The sequence below is a fragment of the Jezberella montanilacus genome (assembly GCF_003003055.1).
Taxonomy (GTDB): Bacteria; Pseudomonadota; Gammaproteobacteria; order Burkholderiales; family Burkholderiaceae_B; genus Zwartia; species Zwartia montanilacus.
Genome location: NZ_PVTV01000013.1, coordinates 122,672 through 146,962, shown reverse-complemented (window position 1 = coordinate 146,962; position 24,291 = coordinate 122,672). Strand labels below are relative to the sequence as shown.

Below are 24,291 nucleotides of genomic sequence, written 5' to 3'. Positions count from 1 at the left end.
GATCCTTTTAACTGGGACGTTGGCATGAGTATTAAAAGCGACCACTGGATTCGTCGAACCGCGATGAGTCAGGGCATGATTGAACCCTTCGAGCCTGGCCAGGTACGTGAAAACGCGTCCGGCCGCATTGTCAGCTATGGCACCAGTAGCTATGGTTACGATGTACGTTGCGCCGATGAGTTCAAGATATTCACCAATATCAACTCGACGATTGTTGATCCTAAGAACTTCGACGAAAAGTCTTTTGTCGATTTCAAGGGTGATATCTGCATCATTCCCCCCAACTCCTTCGCTTTGGCGCGAACCGTCGAGTACTTCCGGATCCCGCGCAGTGTCTTGACCATATGCCTGGGCAAAAGCACCTATGCTCGTTGCGGCATCATCGTCAACGTCACCCCGCTTGAGCCTGAGTGGGAAGGCCACGTGACGCTAGAATTCTCTAACACCACCCCATTGCCAGCAAAAATTTATGCGGGCGAGGGTTGCGCGCAGATGCTTTTCTTCGAAAGTGACGAAATCTGTTCAACTTCTTATAAAGACCGGGGCGGTAAATATCAAGGTCAGTTGGGCGTTACATTGCCTCGAACTTGAGTGCGACGGCTGTCATTAAAAAGCCGTCTGTGGGTATTACACTACGACCCGTTTTATTAAAACGCCGTCATTAGACCCTTATTTATTTAGACCCTCTGCGGAGTCAACGCCATGAAGTTTCGTTTCCCCATTTTTATCATTGACGAAGACTACCGCTCAGAGAACGCTTCTGGTCTGGGTGTGCGCGCGCTAGCCGCAGCGATTGAAGAAGAAGGCATGGAAGTCATTGGCGTCACCAGCTATGGTGATTTGAGCTCTTTTGCTCAACAGCAAAGTCGTGCGAGTGCGTTCATTCTGTCGATCGATGACGAAGAATTTGATGTCGACTCGCCTGAGGATGTGGCGGGAGCGATCAAGAACTTGCGCGCTTTCATTGGCGAACTTCGCTTTCGTAACGAAGACATACCGATTTATCTTTACGGCGAAACCCGCACTTCAGCTCATATCCCGAATGACATTCTGCGCGAACTGCACGGTTTTATTCATATGTTCGAGGATACGCCCGAGTTTGTAGCCAGGCATATCATCCGCGAAGCGCGGGCCTATATTGATAGCCTGCCGCCACCGTTTTTCCGAGAGTTGGTTAAATACGCCCAAGATGGTTCGTATTCCTGGCACTGCCCTGGGCATTCGGGCGGTGTGGCTTTCTTAAAAAGTCCCGTTGGGCAGATGTTTCACCAGTTCTTCGGTGAAAACATGCTGCGCGCAGACGTTTGTAATGCAGTCGACGAGTTAGGTCAGTTGCTCGACCATACAGGCCCGATTGCTGAATCTGAAATCAATGCGGCGCGTATTTTTCATGCCGATCACTGCTACTTCATCACAAATGGCACATCGACCTCCAACAAGGTTGTCTGGCATGCCAACGTTGCTGCAGATGACATCGTCGTGGTTGATCGCAACTGTCACAAGTCGATTTTGCACGCAATCACGATGACCGGCGCAATCCCCGTCTTTTTGCGTCCGACCCGCAATCATTTAGGGATTATCGGCCCCATCCCTCTGAGCGAATTCGAACCAGAAAACATTCTTAAAAAGATTGAAGCTAATCCATTCGCACGTAAGGTTAAGGATAAAGAGCCACGCATCCTGACGTTGACGCAAAGTACCTACGACGGGGTGATCTATAACGTTGAAATGATCAAGCAGAAGCTTGGCAATATGATCGATACCCTGCATTTTGATGAGGCCTGGTTGCCGCATGCTGCGTTCCATGAGTTCTATGAAGACATGCATGCCATCGGCCCAAATCGGCCACGTAGCCCCAAAGCAATGGTGTTTGCGACTCACTCCACACACAAATTGCTGGCTGGTATTTCGCAAGCATCTCAAATCATTGTGCAAGAGTCCGAGTCGCGCAAGCTTGACCGAAATATCTTCAATGAAGCCTATTTGATGCATACGTCGACCTCGCCGCAATACGCGATTATCGCGTCGTGCGACGTCGCTGCAGCGATGATGGAAGCGCCAGGCGGCACTGCCTTGGTGGAGGAAAGTATTCGCGAAGCACTCGACTTCAGGCGCGCGATGCGCAAGGTGGATCTTGAATACGGTGCCGATGATTGGTGGTTTACCTTGTGGGAACCCGATCAGCTGGTGGCGGATGGCATTGGTACGCAGCAAGACTGGATGCTTGAATCCAATGCCCACTGGCATGGCTTCGGTGATCTCGCCAAAGATTTCAATATGCTTGATCCCATCAAAGCGACCGTCGTGACGCCGGGTCTGGATATGTCGGGCAGCTTTGGTGAGACGGGCATCCCTGCTGCCCTCGTGTCGAAGTTTTTGACCGAGCACGGCGTGGTGGTTGAGAAGACCGGTCTGTATTCTTTCTTCATCATGTTCACCATCGGCATTACCAAGGGTCGCTGGAACACCTTACTGACGGCGTTGCAACAGTTCAAGGATGATTACGATCGCAATCACCCGCTCTGGAAAATCCTGCCCGACTTCTGTAAGGTGCACCGCAAGTACGAACGCATGGGTCTGAAGGATTTGTGCCAGTTGATTCACGCGGCTTACCGCAAGCACGACGTGGCTCGGTTAACGACTGAAATGTACCTGAGCGATATGGTCCCCGCGCTCAAACCTTCAGATGCTTTCGCCAAGATGGCTCACCGTGAAGTTGAGCGGGTATCCATCGATGATCTAGAGGGTCGGGTGACTGGTGTTCTGTTGACGCCATATCCACCCGGCATCCCATTGCTGATACCAGGCGAACGGTTTAACCAGCGTATCGTCCAGTATCTGCAATTCGCTCGCGAGTTCAATGCCCAGTTCCCAGGGTTTGAGACCTACATCCATGGTTTGGCTGAAGATACGTTGCCAAACGGCGACAAGCGTTATTACGTTGATTGCATCATTGAAGAGTAATGTTGATCTGCGTGCGTTGGGGGCGCCTTCAGGATGAGCACTCAACGCTTTGATGTAGCAGTGATTGGGGCAGGTGCCGCTGGCATGATGTGTGCAGCACAAGCGGGTCAACGCGGTTTGAAAGTCGTGTTGATTGATCATGCAAGCAAGTTGGCTGAAAAAATCCGGATCTCTGGCGGGGGTCGCTGCAATTTCACCAATCGCGACGTGCTTCCTGCGAATTTCATTTCGGCTAACCCTCATTTTTGCAAATCAGCGCTGGCGGCGTACACACCTCAGGATTTCCTCGAGTTGGTTAATCAACATGGAATCCCCTGGCACGAGAAGCACAAAGGCCAACTGTTCTGTGATGACAGTAGCGAAGACATCATCTCCATGTTGCGGACTGAATGTGAGCATGGCCAGGTGCAGTGGCGCATGCCATGTAAGGTGGATGCGATTCAAGCGATAGAGTTGGCGGCGGCTGATTCGTCAGTCGAACGGGCAACGACTGGCAAACCCGCTCGGTTTCGGGTGTTGACAGATCAAGGCCTGATCGAAGTCACTTCGTTGGTGATCGCTACAGGTGGTTTGGCTATTCCGCAATTAGGCGCTACAGACTGGGGTTTGAAAGTCGCCCGTCAGTTCGGCCTGAAGGTCATCGATCCCAGACCAGCGCTGGTGCCGCTGGTTTTCAATGGTGATGATTGGGCCCCATTTGGCGAACTGTCGGGACTAGCGCTAGAGGCCGAAGTGACCACAGGCACTGATCGTCCCGTTACTTCGTTCTTAGAAGATGTTTTATTCACGCATCGCGGCTTGTCTGGCCCTGGTATTTTGCAGATATCGAGCTATTGGCAGCCAGGTCAGGCCATACGCTTAAACCTTGCCCCTGGTCGACACTTGGGCGATGAACTGATCGCAAGTAAAGCTGGCAACAAACAACAACTTGGGACGGTGCTGGCGAATCTCTGGCCCCGACGCTTAACCGAGCAATGGTTAGGCGAAAGTTCGGCCAGTAAACTGGCGGATGCCGGCGACAAGTGGATACGCGAGTTGGCGACCCGTATCCATGGCTGGACACTTACGCCCTCAGGCACTGCTGGCTACAAAAAAGCAGAAGTCATGCGAGGTGGGGTAGACACGAGAGATCTGGATCAGCGCACGATGCAAGCTAAGGCGCGTCCAGGCTTGCATTTCATCGGAGAAGTCGTGGATGTCACCGGTTGGTTGGGTGGTTATAACTTTCAGTGGGCTTGGGCATCCGCCGTCGCGTGTGCCAAAGGTCTTTAGATACAATGAGGATCAGCGCAAACTAGCGGGGCTGTCATGAACATACCAAACGATCGTCGATATGCAAGCACTCACGAATGGATCAAAGCAGAGGGTGATTTGATGCTGGTTGGCATCTCGGATCCTGCCCAAGAACAATTAGGCGATCTGGTGTTCGTCGGTGATGTCAAAGTGGGTGGCAAATTGACAGCTGGCGCAGTGGCTGGCGTGGTTGAATCGGTTAAAGCAGCATCGGATATCCATGCACCAGTCTCGGGTGAAATCCTTGCTTTCAATGATGCCCTGAATGACACCCCCGATCTTATCAATGAAGATCCTTATGGAACCTGGATTTTTAAGATCAAACCAGATCAGATGTCAGACGCAGACAAGCTTCTTGACGCTTCGTCTTATGAGGCCATTGCGCAAGACTAGTCGCCGACCTTTTGGTTCAGTGCTTTGTTAAAGTCCTTAACTAAGCCAAAAAAATCACTCACCATCGACTGCATTGAATCTTTGCTGAGACCGCCATAAGTACTAATATCCATTTCAAGCACTGGCTCTTGACTTGTATTGATTCGTGCTTTTGCCAAACTGTGGTCTTGATTCCAGTCACTAACTCGCTTGGTAGCCAGGGGCTTTTTCGGTTCGTAGATGGCCCTTAGCACTACATCTTCGCAAGTCGGGTCACTGCCGCACCCGACAAAAACAAACTCAAGTCTGGTGGCTCCCGTATCTTCTGGCGCAATCTGAATAACAGGATCACTCTGGTCATCCTTTCGTTGCTCAAACTTGCGTCCCTGAGACGTCAGAATCTCAATCAAGGATTGCGGATCAAAGTTGCGCTTGGATATCGCATCGTCAGGGTCTTCTTGTGCTGTCGGCGCATTGCTTGATAGCCAACCTTGCGGCGTTGTCGCCTCTAGCCAGGCCAAAAACCCACTGGCAGACGTGCTGTTGCCGTTGAGTTTGAAAACATTTTGATCCAGAGTCAGACTGGCACTTAAACTATCGCCAGAAACCCTGACTAGCTTCGCAATACTGGCCAAGAAAAGTGCAGTGTTGATTTCTTTCTCTGCCGCTTGCTGCGCCTTATTTTCTGGCATACCGTCCGCACGTTTGATTTCGGACCAAATCGTAAGCGCGAGCTGTCGCGATACATTTAGGCTCGCATGAAAAGCCCCGAGCGGATTGCTGGTTAAACCAACACCACTTGGTTTGACTTCTGCGGGAGCCATTGCAAGATGCAGTTCTAGTTTACTTTCACCAGTGCTGCTTTTTAATGAGACCGGGTTGAGGTGGAACGATGGTTTGTCTTTTAGTAAAACCTGCATTTGTTGCCAAAAAGCTTTGACGTCAGAGCTGGTAATGAGTTCTTGGTCAGGGGCATTGCTCAGCGATCGTAGCCAAATACTGCCGAAAAAATTAGCCAGAGATTTCACCGTCTCTGCGTCCAGATGGTCAAAAGATGCCAGTAGATTTAATTTGCCCAGATCCTTGGTGCCGATTATGAGTGAACCTGCGTCGTAACTGAACACACCATCGAGTAACTTTTCGTTTTCGTTCAAAATGAAGCGGCTCTGCAAATCCGTTAGTTTCAGGTTCGGTAGCCCAGCTCGTTTGATCTGCAGGTCGTTAATGGCGACGCCACGTGTGCCAACGCTCACCCCTGTCGGATTATCCTGACTGTTGTTGTAAGACCGCACGCCACGCAAGGAGACGGTCAGCGCGGTACCTGTCAAATCCAAGGACGCAAGTTCAGCCTCGGTCTGCCAAGTCTTCAGGTTGGCCCCAACATTGACTTTGATTTTTGCACCGCTAAAGACAGTGTGTACGCCGTTCTGAGCAACATCGAGGGGCAACAGAGTCCAGTCACTGTGTGCGTCGCCATTCAGATCTAACAAAGTCTGTCCTTCGATGAAAGGACGACCTTTTGTGTACTCAAATAGTTTCTCTGTGTATGGCGTCGGTTCTAGTGAACTGTGAATAACGGCAAGATGAGGCGCGAACTGAGCGTTCAGCAGAGAACGTAACGGTAATGGTCCGTGGTCTATCTTGCTGCGAATCTTGAGGTCGATGGGTTGGGCATCAGGGGTGGCAGACGCAAGCGATACGACATAAACAGCCTCACTGGAAAACACACCTCTTTTATAGTCAATCTCTTTGATCGTAAAGGGCCCCAAGCCGCTATCGGCCAGGCGTTCGTTTAGCACCTCAATCCCATTGCGGGTATCTTGCTCAATGTGATCCCCTGACCACCAAGTGATGATCGAGTAGACGACGACAATCAATAACAGGACGCCGCCTAAGCTAGAAAGGAGTGTTTTTTTCAAGTGGAGCCCGGAAGGATGAGTTTGTTCACGATCAATGGCGTCTCAGATATTCAACAATGTCATATTCGATTCCATTTTCAGGCGTTTGTGAAACCCGAGACGCTTCTTGCCAAGCTTTCGGATCCAGATCGCTGAAGTGCGCATCGCCTTCGATTGAGGCGCTGATTTCGGTTGCGACGATACGGTCGGCACACGGCAAGGCTGCGTCGTATATCTGCTCGCCACCAATTACAAATGCTTCAATCGCTTCGCTCACTAATGCTTGAGCCGTCGCCAAGTCGCTGACCACTTCCGCGCCATTCGCTACGTAGTTCGCGTTACGGCTAATAACGATGTTGCGACGGCCCGGAAGCGGTCGTCCAAGTGACTCCCAGGTTTTGCGGCCCATGATGATGGGGCAGCCAAGTGTTGTCCGCTTAAAGTGAGCCAAATCCCCTGGCAATGACCAAGGTAATGTGTTGTTGCGCCCAATGACTCTGTTTTTGGCGTACGCGACGATTAAGGATAGGCGCATGGGATCAGACCGCAACAGGTGCTTTGATATGGGGATGATGTTCGTAGTTTTCGATGACAAAATCCTCGAACTGATAATCGAACAGGGAGTCTGGTTTGCGCTGAATAACGAGTTTGGGGTACGGGAAGGCTTCGCGCGATAGCTGCAGCGCTACTTGCTCAAAATGATTGCTGTAGATGTGGCAGTCACCACCTGTCCAGATAAAATCGCCGACCGCTAAATTGCATTGCTGAGCAACCATGTGGGTGAGCAGGGCGTAGCTCGCAATATTGAATGGCACGCCTAGAAAAATATCCGCACTGCGTTGATACAGCTGGCACGATAGTTTGCCGTCGGCCACGTAAAATTGAAAAAATGCGTGGCATGGCGGTAATGCCATGTTTTTGATTTCTGCAACATTCCAGGCAGACACGATCAGTCTGCGCGAATCTGGTGTTTGGCGAATTTGATCCAGTACTTGGCTGATTTGATCGATATGCCGTCCGTCAGGCGTTGGCCATGAGCGCCACTGCACACCATAGACGGGGCCTAATTCGCCATCGGCCCCTGCCCATTCATCCCAGATACTGACGCCTCTCTCTTGCAGCCATCGCACGTTTGAATCACCACGCAAGAACCAGAGCAGCTCGACAAAAATGCTGCGCGTGTGAAGCTTTTTAGTCGTGATCAGCGGGAAGCCTTCTTGCAAATCAAAGCGCATCTGATGACCAAATATCGAACGCGTGCCGGTTCCTGTGCGGTCTGACTTGTCAGTCCCCTTGGTATAGACATGCCGCATGAAGTTTTCGTATTGGTTCATCAGTCCAGGTCTCTATTAAGCGTTGTCAGCGGCTGCCGGGGCTTCGTCGATGATGTCGGCCGACCACGTAATCTTTGCGGTATGAGCGAGCATCGCCGATGCCGAGCAGTACTTATCATGCGACAGCGCAATTGCCCGCTCAACCACTGTGCGCGAGAGATTTTTGCCAGTCACCGTAAACGTGAAATGGATACTCGTAAAAACTTTGGGATCAGTGTCCGCGCGCTCCGCTTGCAGCTTGACCGAACAGCCTGTGACGGCATGGCGCCCCCGCTTAAGAATCAGCACGACATCGTAAGCAGTGCACCCGCCTGTGCCTGCCAGCAGAAGCTCCATTGGCCGGGGCGCCAAGTTGTTGCCCCCTCCCTCAGGTGCACCATCCATGGCCGCGATGTGTCCACTGCCAGTTTGAGCCACAAACAGCATACCCTGCGGGCCACCCCAGTTAATTGTGCATTCCATCCCTGATCCCGAATCCTTTGGTAAAGCGAGAATGATAAACCTTAAGTCGTTGAGAATACCAATCATGCAAACGGGGTGATTGTGACCAAGCTCTCCCACGATACGGCATACGGGTTTACACTAGCTGCTCGCACGATTCGTGCACCTCTTTGACCCACTGGAAGCGATTATGTCTGACCCTAGCACCTGGTCTGAAAAGCGAGTGACTTTTACACGCCGGGCACATTGGTTAGATACAGTCATTGTCGAGATTGATGTTGCTCTGGATTTATTGACAGGTGGCGCCCGAGCGACACGACCGAATCCAGCCCGATTGACAGCGGATCAACCCTCAGAGCCAATGAGCCCGCAGCAACGCGCCCATGCCGCTGGTCTGATGAGAGTTAATCACGTGGGTGAAGTCTGCGCGCAAGCGCTGTACCGAGGCCAAGCGCTGGTTTGCCGCGATGAAGCGGTTCGGGCGGTTCTGCAGCAAGCGGCCAGAGAAGAGGTCGATCATTTGGCGTGGTGCGGCGAGCGCTTGTCCGAGCTGTCAAGCCGCCCCAGTCTGCTCAATCCAGTTTGGTATGCGGGTTCTTTTGCCATGGGTTTGCTAGCCGGTAAGGCCGGTGTCGCCCGTAATCTCGGCTTTATGGCCGAGACTGAAAGGCAAGTTGAAGCGCATCTCGACAATCACCTCACTCGCTTGCCAGCAGACGACTATCGGTCAAGAGCCATCGTGTCGCAAATGAAAAAAGATGAAGCCGATCATCGAGTGACTGCAGAAGAGCAGGGCGCGGCAAAGCTGCCATTGCCGGTCAAGCTATTGATGCAATTTACGTCACGCCTCATGACATTTACTGCCTATAAGGTTTAACCCTAGCCACAGATTTTGTTGCGTCGCACAAAAACAACGATTTTCAAGGAATTCTATAGACAACCTGTCATTTCTTGCAATGCACAAAAATCTAGGTTAATATTCAGTTGTGGATGTGAAGTTTGTAGTTAAGTTACCTGTTGACTTGGTTACGATAGTGCTAACGCGCCAGAGCTATTGCTCCTTTGCTTGCCAAGATTGTCTCCTCCACCCTCCTCCTTTGGTGGATTTAGCCCAAGACTGCAAAGTCTTGGGCTTTTTTTTATCTACAATTTCATAAAACTCAGTCTCAAATCCCTCTCCGAGCACTAAAGCTCTAAAATAGGGCTTAATAAAACAAGGGCGCATTTTTGCGTGGAGAGTACTTTGCAGATTCAGGATGTTAGGCTTGCAGTAGTTGGGTTGGGTTATGTAGGATTGCCGCTCGCGGTCGAGTTCGGTAAAAAAATACCAGTCGTTGGGTTTGATATCAATGCTGAGAGAATTGCGGAGCTTAAGTCAGGCCGGGATCACACCCTAGAGGTAGACGATGAAGAGCTCGCCAGCGCGAAGCATTTAACGTATACATTGGATCGGTCGACACTTGGCAATGCCAACGTATTTATCGTCACTGTTCCGACCCCTATCGATCAGTATAAAAACCCCGATCTCGAGCCTCTGATTAAGGCCAGCGAAACGATTGCTGCGGTGCTGAAAAAAGGTGATTTGGTTATCTACGAATCAACCGTTTATCCAGGTGCGACCGAAGAAGTATGCGTGCCGGTCCTAGAACGCGTTTCAGGGTTAAAGTTCAACGACGATTTTTTTGCTGGCTATAGCCCCGAGCGTATTAACCCCGGCGACAAAGCTCATCGAGTGAGCACGATTAAAAAAGTGACGTCAGGGTCAACCCCTGAAATCGCGCAGCTAGTCGATGAGCTCTATAGGCAAATCGTCGTGGTTGGCACACACCTGGCCCCCAGTATTAGGGTTGCAGAGGCCGCCAAAGTCATTGAAAACACGCAGCGAGACGTCAACATTGCGCTGATCAATGAGCTCGCTTTAATTTTCAACATTATGGGCATTGATACCGAGGCTGTCCTGCAGGCCGCGGGGACTAAATGGAACTTCCTCCCCTTCAGGCCAGGCCTCGTCGGTGGCCACTGCATTGGTGTCGATCCTTATTACCTGACCCACAAGGCTCAAGCGCTGGGGTATAAGCCAGAGATCATTTTGGCAGGGCGCAGGCTGAACGACGCCATGGGTAATTACGTCGTGTCGCAATTGCTGAAAGCCATGACACGCAAAAATGTGGGTGTACTGAACGCAAGAGTGCTTGTGATGGGCCTGGCTTTTAAAGAAAACTGCCCTGATCTGCGCAACACGCGGGTTGTGGATATTGTCCGCGAACTTCAGGCTTATAACGTAAGGGTTGATGTCTATGATCCTTGGGTCAGCAGTAAAGAAGCGGTTGAAGAATATGACATTACCCCAGTCCAGGATTTAGTACCCAACACATACGACGCTGTCATTCTTGCTGTCGCTCACCATCAGTTTGCTGAGATGGGCTCGGAAGCCATCCGCAAGCTGGGGAAAGCTACTCACGTTTTATACGATCTAAAGTATGTGTTCCCGGCAGATTGCACGGATCTCAGGCTGTAATGGTCTTAGGATTGATTTGATAGCGTTGACATGACCGTGTCAACCAGAAAAGTAATCAGTATTCCAAGGATTTTTGATGACAACAAAATACGAGCAGGCTAAGGCAGAACTAGTTAAAAATCCCAAAACTTGGTTGGTTACAGGTTGCGCGGGCTTTATCGGTTCAAACCTGCTTGAAACCCTGCTTGGGCTGGATCAGTACGTTGTCGGCCTGGATAACTTTGCCACTGGGTATCAACACAATCTTGACGAAGTAAAGAATACTGTCGGCTCTGGGCAATGGGGGCGTTTTACCTTTATAGAAGGTGATATCCGTCACCTCGATACCTGTCAAAAGGCAGTGCTAGACGTCGACTATGTCTTGCATCAGGCTGCGTTGGGTTCGGTACCCAGATCCTTGGCCGATCCGATCCTGACCAACGATGTAAACATCAACGGCTTTCTGAACATGCTGGTTGCGGCTCGTGATGCTAAGGTTAGCGGCTTTGTTTATGCTGCCTCGAGCTCTACCTATGGTGACCACCCTGGGTTGCCCAAAGTAGAGGATCGAATTGGCAAGCCCTTGTCGCCTTACGCGGTGACAAAGTATGTCAATGAGTTGTATGCCGATGTTTTTAGCCGATCCTATGATTTCAACAGTGTTGGTCTGCGCTACTTCAACGTCTTTGGTAAACGGCAAGATCCAAATGGTGCTTACGCTGCGGTGATCCCGAAATGGATCGCTTCAATGGTGCGCAACGAAGATGTGCTGATTAATGGCGACGGTGAAACCAGCCGAGATTTTTGTTTTGTTGACAATGCAGTCCAAGCCAACATCCTTGCTGCTGTGGCGCACGGCGAAGGTGCTAATCAGATTTATAACGTCGCGGTTAATGCCCGAACGAGTTTGAATGAACTACACCGTTACCTGGTGCAGGCGCTGGCCACTCATGGCGTGGCTGTTGACAAGCAACCGGTGTATCGGGACTTTCGTGCCGGCGATGTGCGGCATTCTCAGGCAGACATCAGTAAAGCAACAAACTTGCTTGGTTACCAGCCTTTATACGACGTGTTGCAAGGGATTGAAGTGGCAATGCCCTGGTACACACAATTTTTGCGCTGACCCCTCATATAGCCTGCCTTGATGAACCTGCGTGCGCGATTCTCAGCTATCCACCAGGATCACCATCGGATAGCGCGAGCAGCTGGCCGTGTCGCATTTTTTCTGGTGATAGGCAAAATGGCAGGCGCCTTAAAAGAAATGGCGATTGCTTATCGGTACGGCATGAGCCCCGAGGTCGATGCTTACCAATTCACCATGACCCTGACAACCTGGCTGCCTGTCACAGTGGTGGGGGTTCTGTCAGTTGTTTTGATACCCGTGCTGGTTGCGCTCAATAAAAAGACGCCCAAAGAGAAGACTAGCTTCGTCAGAGAGTTTCAAGGATGGTTGTTGCTTTTAGGTGTCGCGCTCGTTGTATTAACGATTTGCGCCTGGCCTGAAATCCTTAAACAACTCGGTGCAAGTCTGAGCGCTGAGGTGCAAGGGATGACCACCTCGTTGCTATGGGCTTTTGCGCCTGGCGCCCTGCTAACTCTGTTCGTCGGTTTTAGTGCGGCTCGGCTCAGAGCTCAAGAACGCCACATCAATACCTTGCTTGATAGTGTGCCAGCATTGGTGTTGCTGGTCTGGCTATTGCTCGCCGGACCTGCGAGTGGCCTTCCCCCACTGCTATGGGGTAGCTTGGTCGGTTTTATTGTTCAAACGGTTTGGATTGTCTCCCTTGCGGCGAAGGCAGATGAAGCAGGTTGGGGGATCCCAAAGCTATCGTTTCGATCCGACGAATGGCCGACGCTGTTTAATGCCATGGGTATTATGCTGATCGGGCAAATTGCAATGAGCTTTGTCGGGCCACTCGATCAATATGCTGCCGCGACGATCGGTAATCATGCAAATTCGACAATGGGTTATGCGTCGCGGCTCTTGTCATTGTTGTTGGGTATTGGGGCGGCTTCAGTCGGTCGTGCGGCACTCCCTGTTTTGGCTGATATCCAAAGCAGCGGCGATAGCATGAGAGCCCGGACTATGGCTTTGAAGTGGTCAGTGCTGATGCTTGCAGCAGGTTTTGCTGCTGCACTGGCCGCATGGGTACTCACCCCCATCGGCGTTGCTTTATTGTTCGAACGTGGTGCGTTTACAGCGGCAGACACAGAGATTGTCGCCAGCGTGCTGCGGTGGGGTTTGCTTCAAGTCCCTTTCTATTTTGGTGTGCTGGTTTTAGTTCAATTGCTTGCCAGCCAACAACGTTATAGCTTGATTGCCCTGATTGCTGTGTTCAATTTTACGTTGAAGGCCGTTTTGAACTTTGTCCTTGCACCTCGACTTGGCTTGCAGGGGATAATGCTTGCGACGGCATGCATGTATGCTTTGTCCTATATTTGCTATTTGTTAGCAGCGCGACGTCCCGCGCTTCGCGCCTCAACTAGCCAAATGTGACAAGAAGCCTCTGACTTATCAATTCATGGCAACACCAAAAACGATTGCAGTGGTGATTCATTCTTTAGGCGGCGGTGGCGCTGAACGCACGCTTGTCGATTTGACTGCCTGTTGGGCTGCTCGCGGCGATCGTGTCACCATTATTACGCTGAGCCACGCGAGAGACGACGCCTATCCGTTACACCCTGACATCAACCGAGTTGTGCTCGATGTGGCAGGTGCAAGCACTGGGCTGTTGCAGGGCCTGCTAGCAAACCTAGGGCGAGTCTTGGCCCTACGTAAAGAATTTAAGGCAATTGCACCGGACGTCGCGCTCGGTTTTATGACAACCTCATCGGTTCTGGCTGTTTTTGCTGCCCTCGGTTTGCCTATCCGCGTCATTGCATCTGAGCATACTCATCCGACGCATCAGTCGCTTTCACCATTATGGCGAGTTTTGCGCAAAGTTGCCTACCCGCTTGCTCGCGCGGTCGTGACCTTAACTGAGGGGACAGCCCTGTGGATTAAGGCAAATATGCCTGGTGTTCATTTGCGCGTGATCCCCAACCCGGTGGTATGGCCTGTGGCCAATGGTGAGCCGGTGCTTCAACCGCCGTCTAAAATAGCTCAGCGTAAACGTCTATTGGCGGTTGGTAGGCTGCATCCAGAAAAAGGGTTTGATTTGTTGATTGAGGCGTTCAGACTGATTGCGGCGCAGAAGTCCGAGTGGGATTTGGTTATTTTGGGTGATGGTAGCGCACGATCCACTTTGCAAGCACAGATCGAGCAGGCAGACTTGGTACGCCGTATCGACATGCCAGGGCGCGTGGGTAATATGGCCGACTGGTATGCGAGCGCAGACATGTATGTCCTGAGTTCACGAGTCGAAGGTTTATCCAATACTTTGCTTGAGTCGATGGCGATGGGTTTGCCGGTTGTCTCGTTTGATTGCGATACCGGCCCACGCGCAATTATTACCCATGGTGTCGATGGAATTCTGGTAAGGCCTGATGGCGATAGCATGGCACTGGCACAAGCTTTACTGGGTTTGATTGATGATGAGCCCCTTCAACAAAAACTACGCACAGACGCCCCACGTGTACGCGAGCGTTTTTCATTGGCAAGTGTGATTGCCCGCTGGGATCAACTCTTGGAAGAGGTCGAATAGATATGTGCGGTATTGCAGGTATCTGGGGCCCGCAGCCCGACCAAGTTGGTTTAATGAAAGCGGCTTGCGAGCGTATGCGTAACCGAGGCCCAGACAGTCGAGGCATTTGGCAAGACCAGGAGTCTGCAATCACCTTGGGTCATGTCCGTCTCGCCATTGTCGATTTATCAGAAGCCGGTGCCCAGCCGATGTTGTCAGCATGCGGGCGTTACGCTCTGGTGCTTAATGGTGAAATTTATAACCATCTTGAGGTCAGATCAAAGCTCGAGCTTGCAGGCCTCGCGCCGAACTGGCGAGGACACTCCGATACCGAAACCGTGATTGCAGCGCTGGCAGCGTGGGGTGTCGAACCGACCCTCAAAGCGATGACCGGCATGTTCGCTCTGGCGCTTTGGGATAAGACTGACAAGTTACTCACAATCGCACGCGACCGCTTCGGTGAAAAACCGCTTTACTACGGTTACGTTAATCGCAGTTTCGCCTTTGGTTCTGAACTCAAAGCCATGATGCCGATACCGGGTTTTGGCGCAAGCATCGACCGGCAGGCGCTGACCTTGTTTATGCGACATAACTACATCCCCGCGCCATGGTCAATCTACGAAGGGATCAAGAAACTGACGCCTGGGACTTACCTGACGCTGGGTCAAGCAAAGGCTACAGGCTTGCAAATGCCTGAACCGGTTGTTTATTGGTCTGCCCGGGATCGTGCTGAATATGGGCGCAATCATCCTCTGTCGTTCGACAGCGATGCCCAGGCGGTCGATAGCCTAGAGTCGATTCTCTCGCGGGCGGTTCACGGTCAAATGATGTCCGATGTTCCACTGGGTGCATTTCTATCGGGTGGGATTGACTCATCGACGATCGTGGCCTTGATGCAGCAGCAAAGTGATCGGCCTATTCGTAGTTTCGCGATCGGCTTCGATAACCCCGCCTACGATGAGGCTCCCTATGCCGAGGCGATTGCTCAATACCTTGGTACCCGCCATACGTCTATGTACGTATCGGCTCAGGATGCGCTCAATGTCATTCCGTCGTTGCCCGACATGTATGACGAACCATTTGCCGATTCGTCTCAGATCCCGACCGCTTTGGTTGCAAAAATGGCAAAACAACATGTCACTGTCGCCTTATCCGGGGATGCAGGAGACGAGTTGTTCGCGGGCTATACCCGGTACCAGCGAGTAGAACGTTGGTGGCAACAATGTCAACGCTTACCGGCAGCGATCCGCAAGCCCTTAGGTGAGTTGCTCTTGGCCAGCAATTATTTGCCGGGATCAGGCGCCTGGCGCGGCAAGCTCGCGAAACTGGGTGATATGCTGCGGGCGACGAATCAGGGGGATTTTTACCGACAGTTTGTGTCTTATTGGTTGGACCCTGCCAGTATGGTGATCGGTGGTCATGAGCCCGAAACCGCTTTTGGGGCAAGCTTTGCCGGACAGCCCATCGAGGCCATGATGGAGCTCGACGCGATCACCTATTTACCTGACGATATTCTGGTCAAGGTTGACCGGGCAGCCATGGCAGTTGGTCTAGAGACCAGAGTACCTATGCTCGATCATGCGGTCTATGAATTCGCCTGGCAATTGCCCCGGTCGTACAAGCTAAGAGATCAGCAAAGTAAATGGCTGCTGCGCCAGGTTCTTTACAAGCACGTCCCTGCCAATTTGGTCGATCGTCCCAAGAAAGGGTTTGCCGTCCCTTTAGCTGCCTGGTTGCGTGGCCCACTTAAAGACTGGGCCGATACCTTGCTGGATCCGGCTCGGTTGCGGCAACAGGGTCTGTTTGTCGTCGAGCCGATCGCGCTTAAGTGGCAACAGCATGCCAGTGGTCAACGTGACTGGAGCTCGCAACTTTGGGGTGTACTGATGGTGCAGGCCTGGCTGGACACCTATCACAACGGCCAAACGCCTGGGGTAGCCACTTGAAGTTATTGCTGATTGTCAGCTCAATGCATGCTGGGGGTGCCGAGCGCGTCGCCTCGACGCTGGTGAATGCATGGGCAGCAAGAGGCGATGAAGTCACCCTTTTGATTACCTACTCTGGACGCGGTGAGTGTGTTTATCCTCTTGATGAGCGGGTGCGCGTCGTTTGGTTGGCAGATCACCTTGCCCGCAACCACTCCATCCTGGCGCCGCTTAGCCGTTTAATTACCTTGCGCCGAATAATTAAAAAGTCAGGTGCAAACCTTGCTATTTCCTTTTTAACAAATGTCAATGTTGCCTCAATTGTGGCGACACGAGGCCTTAACTTGCCCTTGATCGTTTGTGAAAGAACCAATCCCTCAATTGTCAACAATGTTGGCTGGCTGCTGACTAAGTTGCGGCAGTTAACCTATCGTTTCGCCACCCGTGTGAACGTCCAGGCTGTACCGACTGTTTTTGGTTTGCGATCAATGGTTCCCGCTATGCGTTGTGTCGACGTGATTCCAAATCCTTTGCCGGCTGAATTGATCAATCACTCGACCTTTGCGGATGTGGTCGCCAGTGAGTTGAAGATCAAGCAAGTGGTGGCAATGGGGCGTTTGTCGGCCGACAAGCAGTTTGATGTGTTGATTGAGGTTTTCAGCAGAGTCGCGCAAGCGTATCCTGATTGGCAACTGACCATCTGGGGTGATGGACCTGAACGCCTGGCGCTTGAGGCGCAGGTTCTGCAGCTTGGCCTTCAGGCCAGAGTTAAGCTGCCTGGGCGCACCAAGCAGGCGTGGCAGTCTTTGGCGAGCGGGCAGATTTTTGGGATGACATCCCGGGTAGAGGGGTTTCCCAATGTACTGCTCGAGGCGATGGCGCTTGGTTTGCCCTGTATCACTTATGATTGCCCCAGCGGGCCAGCTGAATTGACCGAGTCTGGTATCAGTGGATATTTGATCGGCATGAACGACAAGGAAGGTTTTGTGCAGGCGTTAAAACAACTGATGGATGATGCTCAGTCCCGATCCGAGTTGGGGCAGCGTGGTGCTGAATCCGTCAAACGTCGTTACGCGATTGCTAAAGTCATCGACGATTGGGATGCGGTGTTTGATCGGATTCAACGAGACGACTCCTCGGAGTACCGTTCATGAGAATGCAACCAGCCCCATTTCATGTGATGCACGTGATTAGCGGTTTGGGTCAAGGCGGTGCCGAAGGCGTTTTGACACGCTTGATCTTGGGATCGCTTGACCGAGTGCATCACACTGTCGTGTCAATGACGGATCTCGGTGTTCACGGGCAACGACTTCGCGACGCCGGTATAGACGTTTATACGCTCAACATGGGGTCTCGTAAGTTAAGTATCAGTGGGTTATGGGCGCTTAGCCGTCTGATGCAGCGTACGCAACCGGATGTGGTGCAGACATGGATGTACAACGCGGACCTGTTTGGGTCGTTGGCCGCAAAACTCGCGAGGATTCGACGGATAAGCTGGGGAATCCGCAATGCGGGTGAGGACTTGAAACGGGCCAGTGGTTTCGCCCGTATCGCACGAATAGTGTGCGCTCGTTTATCCAGATGGCTACCCGAGACGATTCTGGTTTGCTCGCATAGCTCGCAAGCGCGACATGTGGACTTGGGATATGACGAGCGGCGCATGCAGGTGATTACCAACGGCTACGATTTATCGGTGTGGCAACCGGATACCGCGGCACGCGAGCGATTAAGAAATCAATGGGGGATCACACCGCAGACTTGGCTAATCGGGTGTGTTGCCCGTTGGAATCCCTTAAAAGACCACGCCAATCTGTGCGAAGCGATGGGACTGTTTGCACAGACGCACAAGGACTTATCCTGGCGCTTACTGCTAGTCGGGCCAGGTATCGATGAACAGAACACGGCGCTGATGGCCATGCTGGCGCAAAATGGTTTGGTCGAGCACACACTGTTGTTGGGTGAGCGCCAGGACGTGCCTGCGATCATGAACGCAATTGACTTACATGTGTTGCCGAGCCGGGCAGAGGGGTTTCCGAATGTATTGGGCGAGGCAATGGCCTGCGGCACACCTTGCGTATCCACACAAGTAGGCGATGCTTCATTTATTATCGGCGACACAGGCTGGGTGGTTGAGCCTCAAAAACCGCAGGCTTTAAGTGAAGCGATCGCTCTGGCGTGCCAAGCGTGGCAAAACGTCGTTCAAGATTCGTTGCATGGTGATGGGCAAGCCGAGAGTCGCTCGCAGCAGCGACGTCGCGCTGTTCGCGCTCGAATCGAAAACAACTTCGACCTCGATGCCATGGTTAGTGCCTACGTCGATGCTTGGCGCGATCTGCTCGCCCCGAAGTTATTGTTTGTTGTGACTAATCCGGCTTTTCTTGTTTCTCATCGATTGCCTGTCGCCTTGGGCGCTCAATTGGCAGGCTACAAAGTACATGCCGCGACAATGGCTGCACCCGGTGTTGCCGAGTTGCTTGCGAACGGCATTGCACACCATCCGCTGCCCATTACCCGTACCGGACGAAACCCTGTCAAAGAACTAGCCAGTGTCTGGGCGCTCTGCCGTTTGATGCTCGAGTTGAAACCTGACTTGGTACACGTGGTGACCATCAAGTCGGTTCTTTATGGCGGCTTAGCCGCTCGATTGACTCGTGTGCCCAGCGTGGTGGCAGCAATATCGGGCCTCGGCTATGTTTTTATGCGCACCCCACGGTTGATTGATCCATTAAGGTGGATTGTGACCCTTCTGTATCGTTTGGCTTTGGGCCATGATCACAGTATGGTCATTGTTCAGAATCCCAACGACGCGGAGGTCTTGCAAGAGATCAAAGCGGTCAAAGCTAAAAATACGGTATTGATTCGAGGCTCGGGGGTTGACCTTGACCATTACAGTCACGTGCCTGAGCCACAAGGGGAAATCATCGCGCTAATGGTGGGTCGGCTATTGCGGGATAAGGGCGTACTCGAATTTGTTGAAGCAGCCCGTATTGCCGCGCAGCGAGGAGATAGAACGCAGTGGTGGCTCGTGGGGAGCCCGGATGCGGCGAACCCGGCTTCGATTTCGGCTGCCGAACTCGAAACATGGCGCGAGCAGCAAGGTCTGCATATTTTGGGTGAACGAACGGATATTGCGGCACTCTACGCGTCGACCCATATTGCCGTGCTACCGTCTTATCGAGAGGGCCTACCACGCGCGTTGATTGAAGCCGCCGCTTGCGGACGTCCAGTGGTTACGACAGATGTCCCCGGCTGTCGCGATGCAATCGAACCCAACGTAACGGGATTGCTTGTCCCGGTTGGTGATGCGCAAGCCTTGGCTGATGCGGTCAGAGATCTGGCCAGCGATCCGGTGAAGCGCTTGAAGATGGGTGCAGCGGGAAGGTCGCTCGCGGAGCGTGTCTTTGATGTCGGCGATGTGATGGGCGCCCACATCATGGTCTATGAAGCGCTGCTATCAACTGCCCGCTAGTTTTTTTACCCAGTATGCGGTTGACGGATCATAAGGACTGACTTCAGGGTCGCTGCCCAAGGCATCCAAGCGCCGTTCAATATCACCAGCCAGTTGTTTGCCAAATTCGACGCCCCACTGGTCGAAGGGATTGATACCCCATATCACCCCTTGTGTGAACACCTTGTGCTCATACAGTGCGAGTAAGGCGCCAAGCGATTTAGCGTCGAGACGGGGCATCACGATCAGTGTCGAGGGCCGACCACCAGGGTGCACTCTGTGTTGAGCCAGAATTGAGGCTTTGACAGGATCTTTCTCGGTGCGCTGCACCTCTTCAAGTGCTCTCTCATACGATTTGCCTTGCCACAGCGCGGCGCGCTGCGCCAGACAGTTTGCGACTAATAAGCGATGGTGGCGATTGTATCGATGATCAGGGGTTGCACATAAAATAAAATCAACGGGTGCGCCTATATTGTCTTGGTGTAACCATTGAAAGAAGGTGTGTTGACTATCCGTGCCGGGCATGCCCCACACTGCGGGGCTGCTCGGGACATCGAGCGTGTCACCGTCTCGAGTTGTTGACTTGCCGAGTGACTCCATCTCGAGTTGTTGCAACCATGGGATAAGGTGTTTCAGGCGCGCGTCATAGGGGCACAGCGCAAATGAGGCGTAACCAAGGACGCTTCGATTAGCGACGCCACTCAAGGCCATCTGAACCGGTACGTTGCTTTCGATGGGCGCCGTCAGAAAATGCTCATCCATTTCTGCGGCACCAGCAAGCAGTGCTGCAAACACGTCCGCACCCAGTCCTAAAGCTATCGGTAAACCAATAGAAGACCAGAGCGAATACCGCCCACCAACCCAATCCCAAAACTGAAAGATGTGATCGTTATCGATGCCGTAATCGCGAGCAGCTTTGACGTTTGCCGTAATGGCAACAAATTGGTCAAGAGGTCGTTTAACACCGCCTGCACGGAGCCAGTCAGTGGCGCAGGCTGCGTTCGCAAGTGATTCGGTCGTGGTAAATGATTTCGAGGCGATGATGATTAGCGTGTCGTGGGGATCAAGACCATCTAGTGCGGCTGTGATCGCATGCGCATCGACGTTTGAAGCGAAGCGCATCGTCCGACGCCCAGTTAAGCCAGTCAGCGACTCGACGACGAGGCGAGGGCCCCAGTCGCTACCGCCAATACCTAAGTGCACGACATTACGATATTGGTTTTTTGCGTTGGCTTGATCAACGAAGCTAAGCATACGCTCACGTTCGTGCTTGATGAGCTCTGCAACTGCGACAGGCGGTTCGGTGGCGCGCAGCGCAGTGTGCCAGGCTGCACGATTTTCGGTCCAGTTAATTGGGCTGCCGTTAAATAGCTGCGTGCGAGCTGACTCAAACCCCTGAGCCTTGAGCAATTGCTTGCCGGCGGTTTCCACGTCTGCCGAATGCCGCTGCGTACTTAAGTCAACAGATAAGCCAGCAGCGTCAAGGATGCGAAGGGCGTGTGCGCCGATCTCACTAGTCTTGACTGCACCGCAAAAATCTTTCCATGCAGGACTGTTCGCCAGGGAAGTCACGATTGGTAACCCTTATTAGAAAGGTAATTTGGCGTCAGGCGCCAGTGCCAAAAGCTGTTCACGGAAGGCCTGTTTGATGCGTTCAAGCGCTTCAGGCGTATCCCCCTCGAAGCGCAGTACCACTACGGGTGTGGTGTTCGAGGCACGTGCTAAGCCAAAACCGTCGGCGAACTCAGCCCTTAGGCCATCGATTGTCACGATAGCGGTGGTGCCTTGGAACGTCGCTTCGCTTTGAAGGCGTTTAATCAACGCATGGGGTTCACCTTCTTTCATTTCAAGCTTGAGCTCAGGGGTCGATACCCCTTGCGGCAAGGCGGACAGCACGGCTGAGGGATCGTCCGAGCGGGACAGAATTTCAAGCAGGCGGGCGGCGGTGTACAGGCCATCATCAAAACCGAACCAGCGTTCTTTAAAGAAAACGTGACCGCTCATTTCACCTGCGAGGGGGGCGCCGCTTTCAGCGAGTTTGGCTTTGATCAATGAATGACCGGTTTGCCACATCAGCGGTGTTCCACCAGCACGTCGGATTTCAACCGCCACGTGCCGGCTGCACTTGACGTCGTAAATAATGGTGGCGCCCGGCACCCGATCCAACACATCCCTTGCATACAAAATCAGCTGACGGTCGGGCCAGATAATCTCGCCTTGTTTGGTGACGACACCGAGGCGGTCACCGTCACCGTCGAACGCCAGGCCGATTTCACAATCCGTGGTTTTCAAGCAATGAATCAAATCTTCAAGGTTGTGGGGATCAGCGGGATCGGGATGATGATTCGGGAAGGTGCCGTCGACTTCGCAAAACAGTTCAGTGACTTCGCAACCCATTTCACGGAATAATCTGGGGGCGATGGCACCCGCTACGCCATTGCCGCAGTCAATCGCCACTTTCATGGGACGGCTGAGTTTGATGTCGCCTAACACGCGTGCCAGATAGGGCGTGACGATGTCGACCTGCTCGGCTGTGCCTGGTGAGCTGGCCATTGCTGCCCCGGCACGAACCTCGTCGCGTAGCTCGATAATGGCTTGGCCGTGCAGCGAGCCACCACCCATCATCATCTTGAAGCCGTTGTATTGAGGTGGATTGTGACTGCCGGTTACCGCGACACCTGAGCCGGTCTTCAATGTATAGGCAGCAAAATAAACCAGCGGGGTGGGTACTTGACCCACGTCAATAGTGTTGATTCCGCCGTCTCGTATGCCTTGTTGCAAGGCTTCAGCCAGCTCGGGGCTGCTTAAGCGGCCATCGCGACCGACTACTAAGGTGGCGACGCCCACTTGATGGGCGCGGGCAGCAAGCCCTCGGCCAAGTTCTCGTGCAAAAGAGGGATTCAAGTCATCTGGGACAATGCCTCGTATATCATAGGCTTTAAACGCGGCTACAGGAAACGACTTTTCAACTGGCACGTGCATGCTCCAAAGGTGTGCGGGCTTGGCAATTTGTCAATTTTGCCATACATCCCCCTTGAGCCAAGGACGGACCTAAGATTTTGGGAGTAGAAATGAATTTAGTTGAGTCATTGCAAGATTTGCTTGGATCAGAGCAGGTTTTGACGGGCGAGCTTGCTGCGCCTTACTTGACGGATTGGCGTGGACGGTTTCAAGGCCAAGCTCAGGCGGTGGTCAGACCGGCCAGTGCTGAAGAGGTGGCTAAGGTCGTCAAGTTGTGCGCCTTGCATCGTGCTCCGGTCGTCCCCTCGGGCGGCAATACCAGTCTTTGCGGGGCCGCCACACCCGATCAGTCGGGTCAGGCAGTGGTGATTTCGCTCGCCAGAATGAATCAGGTGCGGTCAATCGACACGGATAATGACACGATGGTTGTCGAGGCTGGCTGTATTTTGCAATCGCTACAGGAGGCTGCGCGTGGTGCGGGACGATTGTTTCCGCTCAGTCTGGCAGCTGAAGGCAGTTGCACCATTGGCGGTAATCTGGCCACCAACGCTGGTGGCACTCAGGTCTTGCGCTACGGCAACGCACGTGAACTCACTCTGGGCCTTGAAGTGGTAACCGCCGAAGGGGAAATCTGGCACGGGTTGCGCGGCTTGCGTAAAGACAATACTGGATATGACTTACGTGATTTGTACATTGGTAGCGAAGGGACGCTTGGTATCATCACCGCGGCCGCAATGAAGCTCTACCCGTTGCCCGTTGCGCAACGAACCGCTATGCTGGCTTTGAACACGCTGGAGGATGCGGTCGCATTCTTGTCACGAGCACGCGCTGGTTTTGGCGCGTCGCTCACTGGCTTTGAAGTGATGGAAGGCCATGTGCTGGAAGGGGTAGTGAAGTTGTACCCCCAGCAACGTATTCCGTTTGATGGCCCTTCAGCTAAATCGCCCTGGTTTGCCTTGCTTGAACTGTCGGATAGTGAAAGCGCTGAGCACGCGCAAGAACGCTTTGAGACCGTGTTGGGTGCTGCGATTGAAGACGGCTTGATTACCGACGCCGCAATTGCCGAAAACATTGCGCAAAGCAAAGCAATGTGGCACCTGCGCGAGAGTATTCCGCTGTCAGAGGCTGAGCTGGGTAAAAGCATCAAACATGATGTGTCGATTCCGATTTCAGTGATCGCAGCGTTTGTCCGAACCACCAACGCAGCTTTGCAAGCCTCGTTTCCAGGGATTAAACACATCATCTTTGGTCATCTGGGTGACGGTAATCTGCACTACAACGTTGCGAATGCGCCAGATCAAACTGAAGAAGATCTCATGAACCGTCAATATGAGGTGTATCAAATTGTTCACGATAGTGTGCACGCTCACCAGGGTTCGATCAGCGCCGAGCATGGTGTCGGTCAGCTCAAACGGGACGAATTACCGCGCTACAAGAGCGAGCTCGAGTTGACACTCATGAAACGAATCAAGCGCGCGCTTGACCCGGATAATCTAATGAATCCCGGCAAGATATTGCAAAGTTGAAGCGAGGAG

Annotated in this window: 19 protein-coding genes and 1 pseudogene; 14 read left to right on the top strand and 6 right to left on the bottom strand. The window is 52.7% G+C overall.

Annotated elements, in window-relative coordinates; all coding sequences use genetic code 11:
• Positions 1–24 precede the first annotated feature (24 nt).
• The 4 genes from dcd to gcvH all read left to right on the top strand — a co-directional run bounded on the left by dcd (position 25) and on the right by gcvH (position 4,650).
• On the top strand, positions 25–591 hold the full coding sequence (gene dcd / locus BCM14_RS08370) for a dCTP deaminase (protein WP_106227561.1): 567 nt from the start codon (positions 25–27) through the stop codon (positions 589–591).
• Between the two features lie 111 nt (positions 592–702).
• On the top strand, positions 703–2,964 hold the full coding sequence (locus BCM14_RS08365; RefSeq protein ID WP_106227560.1) for an arginine/lysine/ornithine decarboxylase: 2,262 nt from the start codon (positions 703–705) through the stop codon (positions 2,962–2,964).
• A 33-nt stretch (positions 2,965–2,997) separates the two neighbouring features.
• A complete protein-coding gene (locus BCM14_RS08360; RefSeq protein ID WP_106227559.1) occupies positions 2,998–4,236 on the top strand; it encodes a BaiN/RdsA family NAD(P)/FAD-dependent oxidoreductase in 1,239 nt (412 codons plus the stop codon).
• Between the two features lie 36 nt (positions 4,237–4,272).
• Positions 4,273–4,650, top strand: coding sequence for a glycine cleavage system protein GcvH (gcvH, locus tag BCM14_RS08355; RefSeq protein WP_106227558.1), 378 nt, complete (start codon positions 4,273–4,275; stop codon positions 4,648–4,650).
• Here the strand turns inward: gcvH and BCM14_RS08350 are convergent.
• Genes BCM14_RS08350 through BCM14_RS08335 form a run of 4 tightly spaced genes read right to left on the bottom strand, consistent with a single transcriptional unit; the run spans position 4,647 to position 8,323 of the window.
• Positions 4,647–6,548, bottom strand: a complete 1,902-nt coding sequence (locus tag BCM14_RS08350) for a DUF945 family protein (RefSeq protein ID WP_106227557.1) — start codon at positions 6,546–6,548, stop codon at positions 4,647–4,649. The two genes, gcvH and BCM14_RS08350, sit on opposite strands and share 4 nt — an antisense overlap.
• Positions 6,549–6,579: 31 nt before the next feature.
• Positions 6,580–7,062 carry a dihydrofolate reductase gene (locus BCM14_RS08345; protein WP_106227556.1) on the bottom strand — a complete coding sequence of 161 codons (483 nt, stop codon included), beginning with the start codon at positions 7,060–7,062 and terminating at the stop codon, positions 6,580–6,582.
• 4 nt (positions 7,063–7,066) lie between these two features.
• Positions 7,067–7,861: a thymidylate synthase gene (locus BCM14_RS08340; RefSeq protein WP_106227555.1), complete on the bottom strand. Its 795-nt coding sequence runs from the start codon at positions 7,859–7,861 to the stop codon at positions 7,067–7,069.
• Positions 7,862–7,876: 15 nt separating this feature from the next.
• The gene (locus BCM14_RS08335; RefSeq protein ID WP_106227745.1) at positions 7,877–8,323 is read right to left on the bottom strand and encodes an OsmC family protein; all 447 of its coding nucleotides are present in this window, start codon (positions 8,321–8,323) and stop codon (positions 7,877–7,879) included.
• A 169-nt stretch (positions 8,324–8,492) separates the two neighbouring features.
• Here BCM14_RS08335 and coq7 point away from each other — a divergent pair, with 169 nt between their 5' ends.
• The 9 genes and pseudogenes from coq7 to BCM14_RS15385 all read left to right on the top strand — a co-directional run bounded on the left by coq7 (position 8,493) and on the right by BCM14_RS15385 (position 19,816).
• A complete protein-coding gene (gene coq7 / locus BCM14_RS08330) occupies positions 8,493–9,179 on the top strand; it encodes a 2-polyprenyl-3-methyl-6-methoxy-1,4-benzoquinone monooxygenase (RefSeq protein ID WP_106227554.1) in 687 nt (228 codons plus the stop codon).
• Between the two features lie 366 nt (positions 9,180–9,545).
• Entirely contained in the window at positions 9,546–10,820 is a 1,275-nt protein-coding gene (gene tviB / locus BCM14_RS08325) for a Vi polysaccharide biosynthesis UDP-N-acetylglucosamine C-6 dehydrogenase TviB (RefSeq protein ID WP_106227744.1), read from the top strand.
• A 76-nt stretch (positions 10,821–10,896) separates the two neighbouring features.
• On the top strand, positions 10,897–11,922 hold the full coding sequence (locus BCM14_RS08320) for an NAD-dependent epimerase/dehydratase family protein (RefSeq protein ID WP_106227553.1): 1,026 nt from the start codon (positions 10,897–10,899) through the stop codon (positions 11,920–11,922).
• A gap of 18 nt (positions 11,923–11,940) precedes the next feature.
• The gene (gene murJ, locus BCM14_RS08315; protein ID WP_106227552.1) at positions 11,941–13,296 is read left to right on the top strand and encodes a murein biosynthesis integral membrane protein MurJ; all 1,356 of its coding nucleotides are present in this window, start codon (positions 11,941–11,943) and stop codon (positions 13,294–13,296) included.
• 25 nt (positions 13,297–13,321) lie between these two features.
• The gene (locus tag BCM14_RS08310) at positions 13,322–14,443 is read left to right on the top strand and encodes a glycosyltransferase family 4 protein (RefSeq protein WP_106227551.1); all 1,122 of its coding nucleotides are present in this window, start codon (positions 13,322–13,324) and stop codon (positions 14,441–14,443) included.
• 2 nt (positions 14,444–14,445) lie between these two features.
• Positions 14,446–16,368: an asparagine synthase (glutamine-hydrolyzing) gene (asnB, locus tag BCM14_RS08305; RefSeq protein ID WP_106227550.1), complete on the top strand. Its 1,923-nt coding sequence runs from the start codon at positions 14,446–14,448 to the stop codon at positions 16,366–16,368.
• Positions 16,365–17,501, top strand: a complete 1,137-nt coding sequence (locus BCM14_RS08300; RefSeq protein WP_106227549.1) for a glycosyltransferase family 4 protein — start codon at positions 16,365–16,367, stop codon at positions 17,499–17,501. Before asnB ends, BCM14_RS08300 begins: the two co-directional genes overlap by 4 nt.
• Positions 17,498–18,595, top strand: a pseudogene (locus BCM14_RS15390) (glycosyltransferase family 4 protein); the annotation flags it as partial. The gene BCM14_RS08300 and the pseudogene BCM14_RS15390, both read left to right, overlap by 4 nt.
• Before the next feature lie 51 nt (positions 18,596–18,646).
• Complete coding sequence (locus tag BCM14_RS15385) at positions 18,647–19,816, top strand: glycosyltransferase family 4 protein (RefSeq protein ID WP_375318477.1); 1,170 nt, start codon at positions 18,647–18,649, stop codon at positions 19,814–19,816.
• Here BCM14_RS15385 and pgi read toward each other — a convergent pair.
• Positions 19,802–21,370: a glucose-6-phosphate isomerase gene (pgi, locus tag BCM14_RS08290; protein WP_106227547.1), complete on the bottom strand. Its 1,569-nt coding sequence runs from the start codon at positions 21,368–21,370 to the stop codon at positions 19,802–19,804. The two genes, BCM14_RS15385 and pgi, sit on opposite strands and share 15 nt — an antisense overlap.
• A 12-nt stretch (positions 21,371–21,382) precedes the next feature.
• Positions 21,383–22,777: a phosphomannomutase/phosphoglucomutase gene (locus tag BCM14_RS08285; protein WP_106227546.1), complete on the bottom strand. Its 1,395-nt coding sequence runs from the start codon at positions 22,775–22,777 to the stop codon at positions 21,383–21,385.
• An 89-nt stretch (positions 22,778–22,866) separates the two neighbouring features.
• Here BCM14_RS08285 and BCM14_RS08280 point away from each other — a divergent pair, with 89 nt between their 5' ends.
• On the top strand, positions 22,867–24,282 hold the full coding sequence (locus BCM14_RS08280) for an FAD-binding oxidoreductase (protein ID WP_106227545.1): 1,416 nt from the start codon (positions 22,867–22,869) through the stop codon (positions 24,280–24,282).
• Positions 24,283–24,291: the final 9 nt, after the last annotated feature.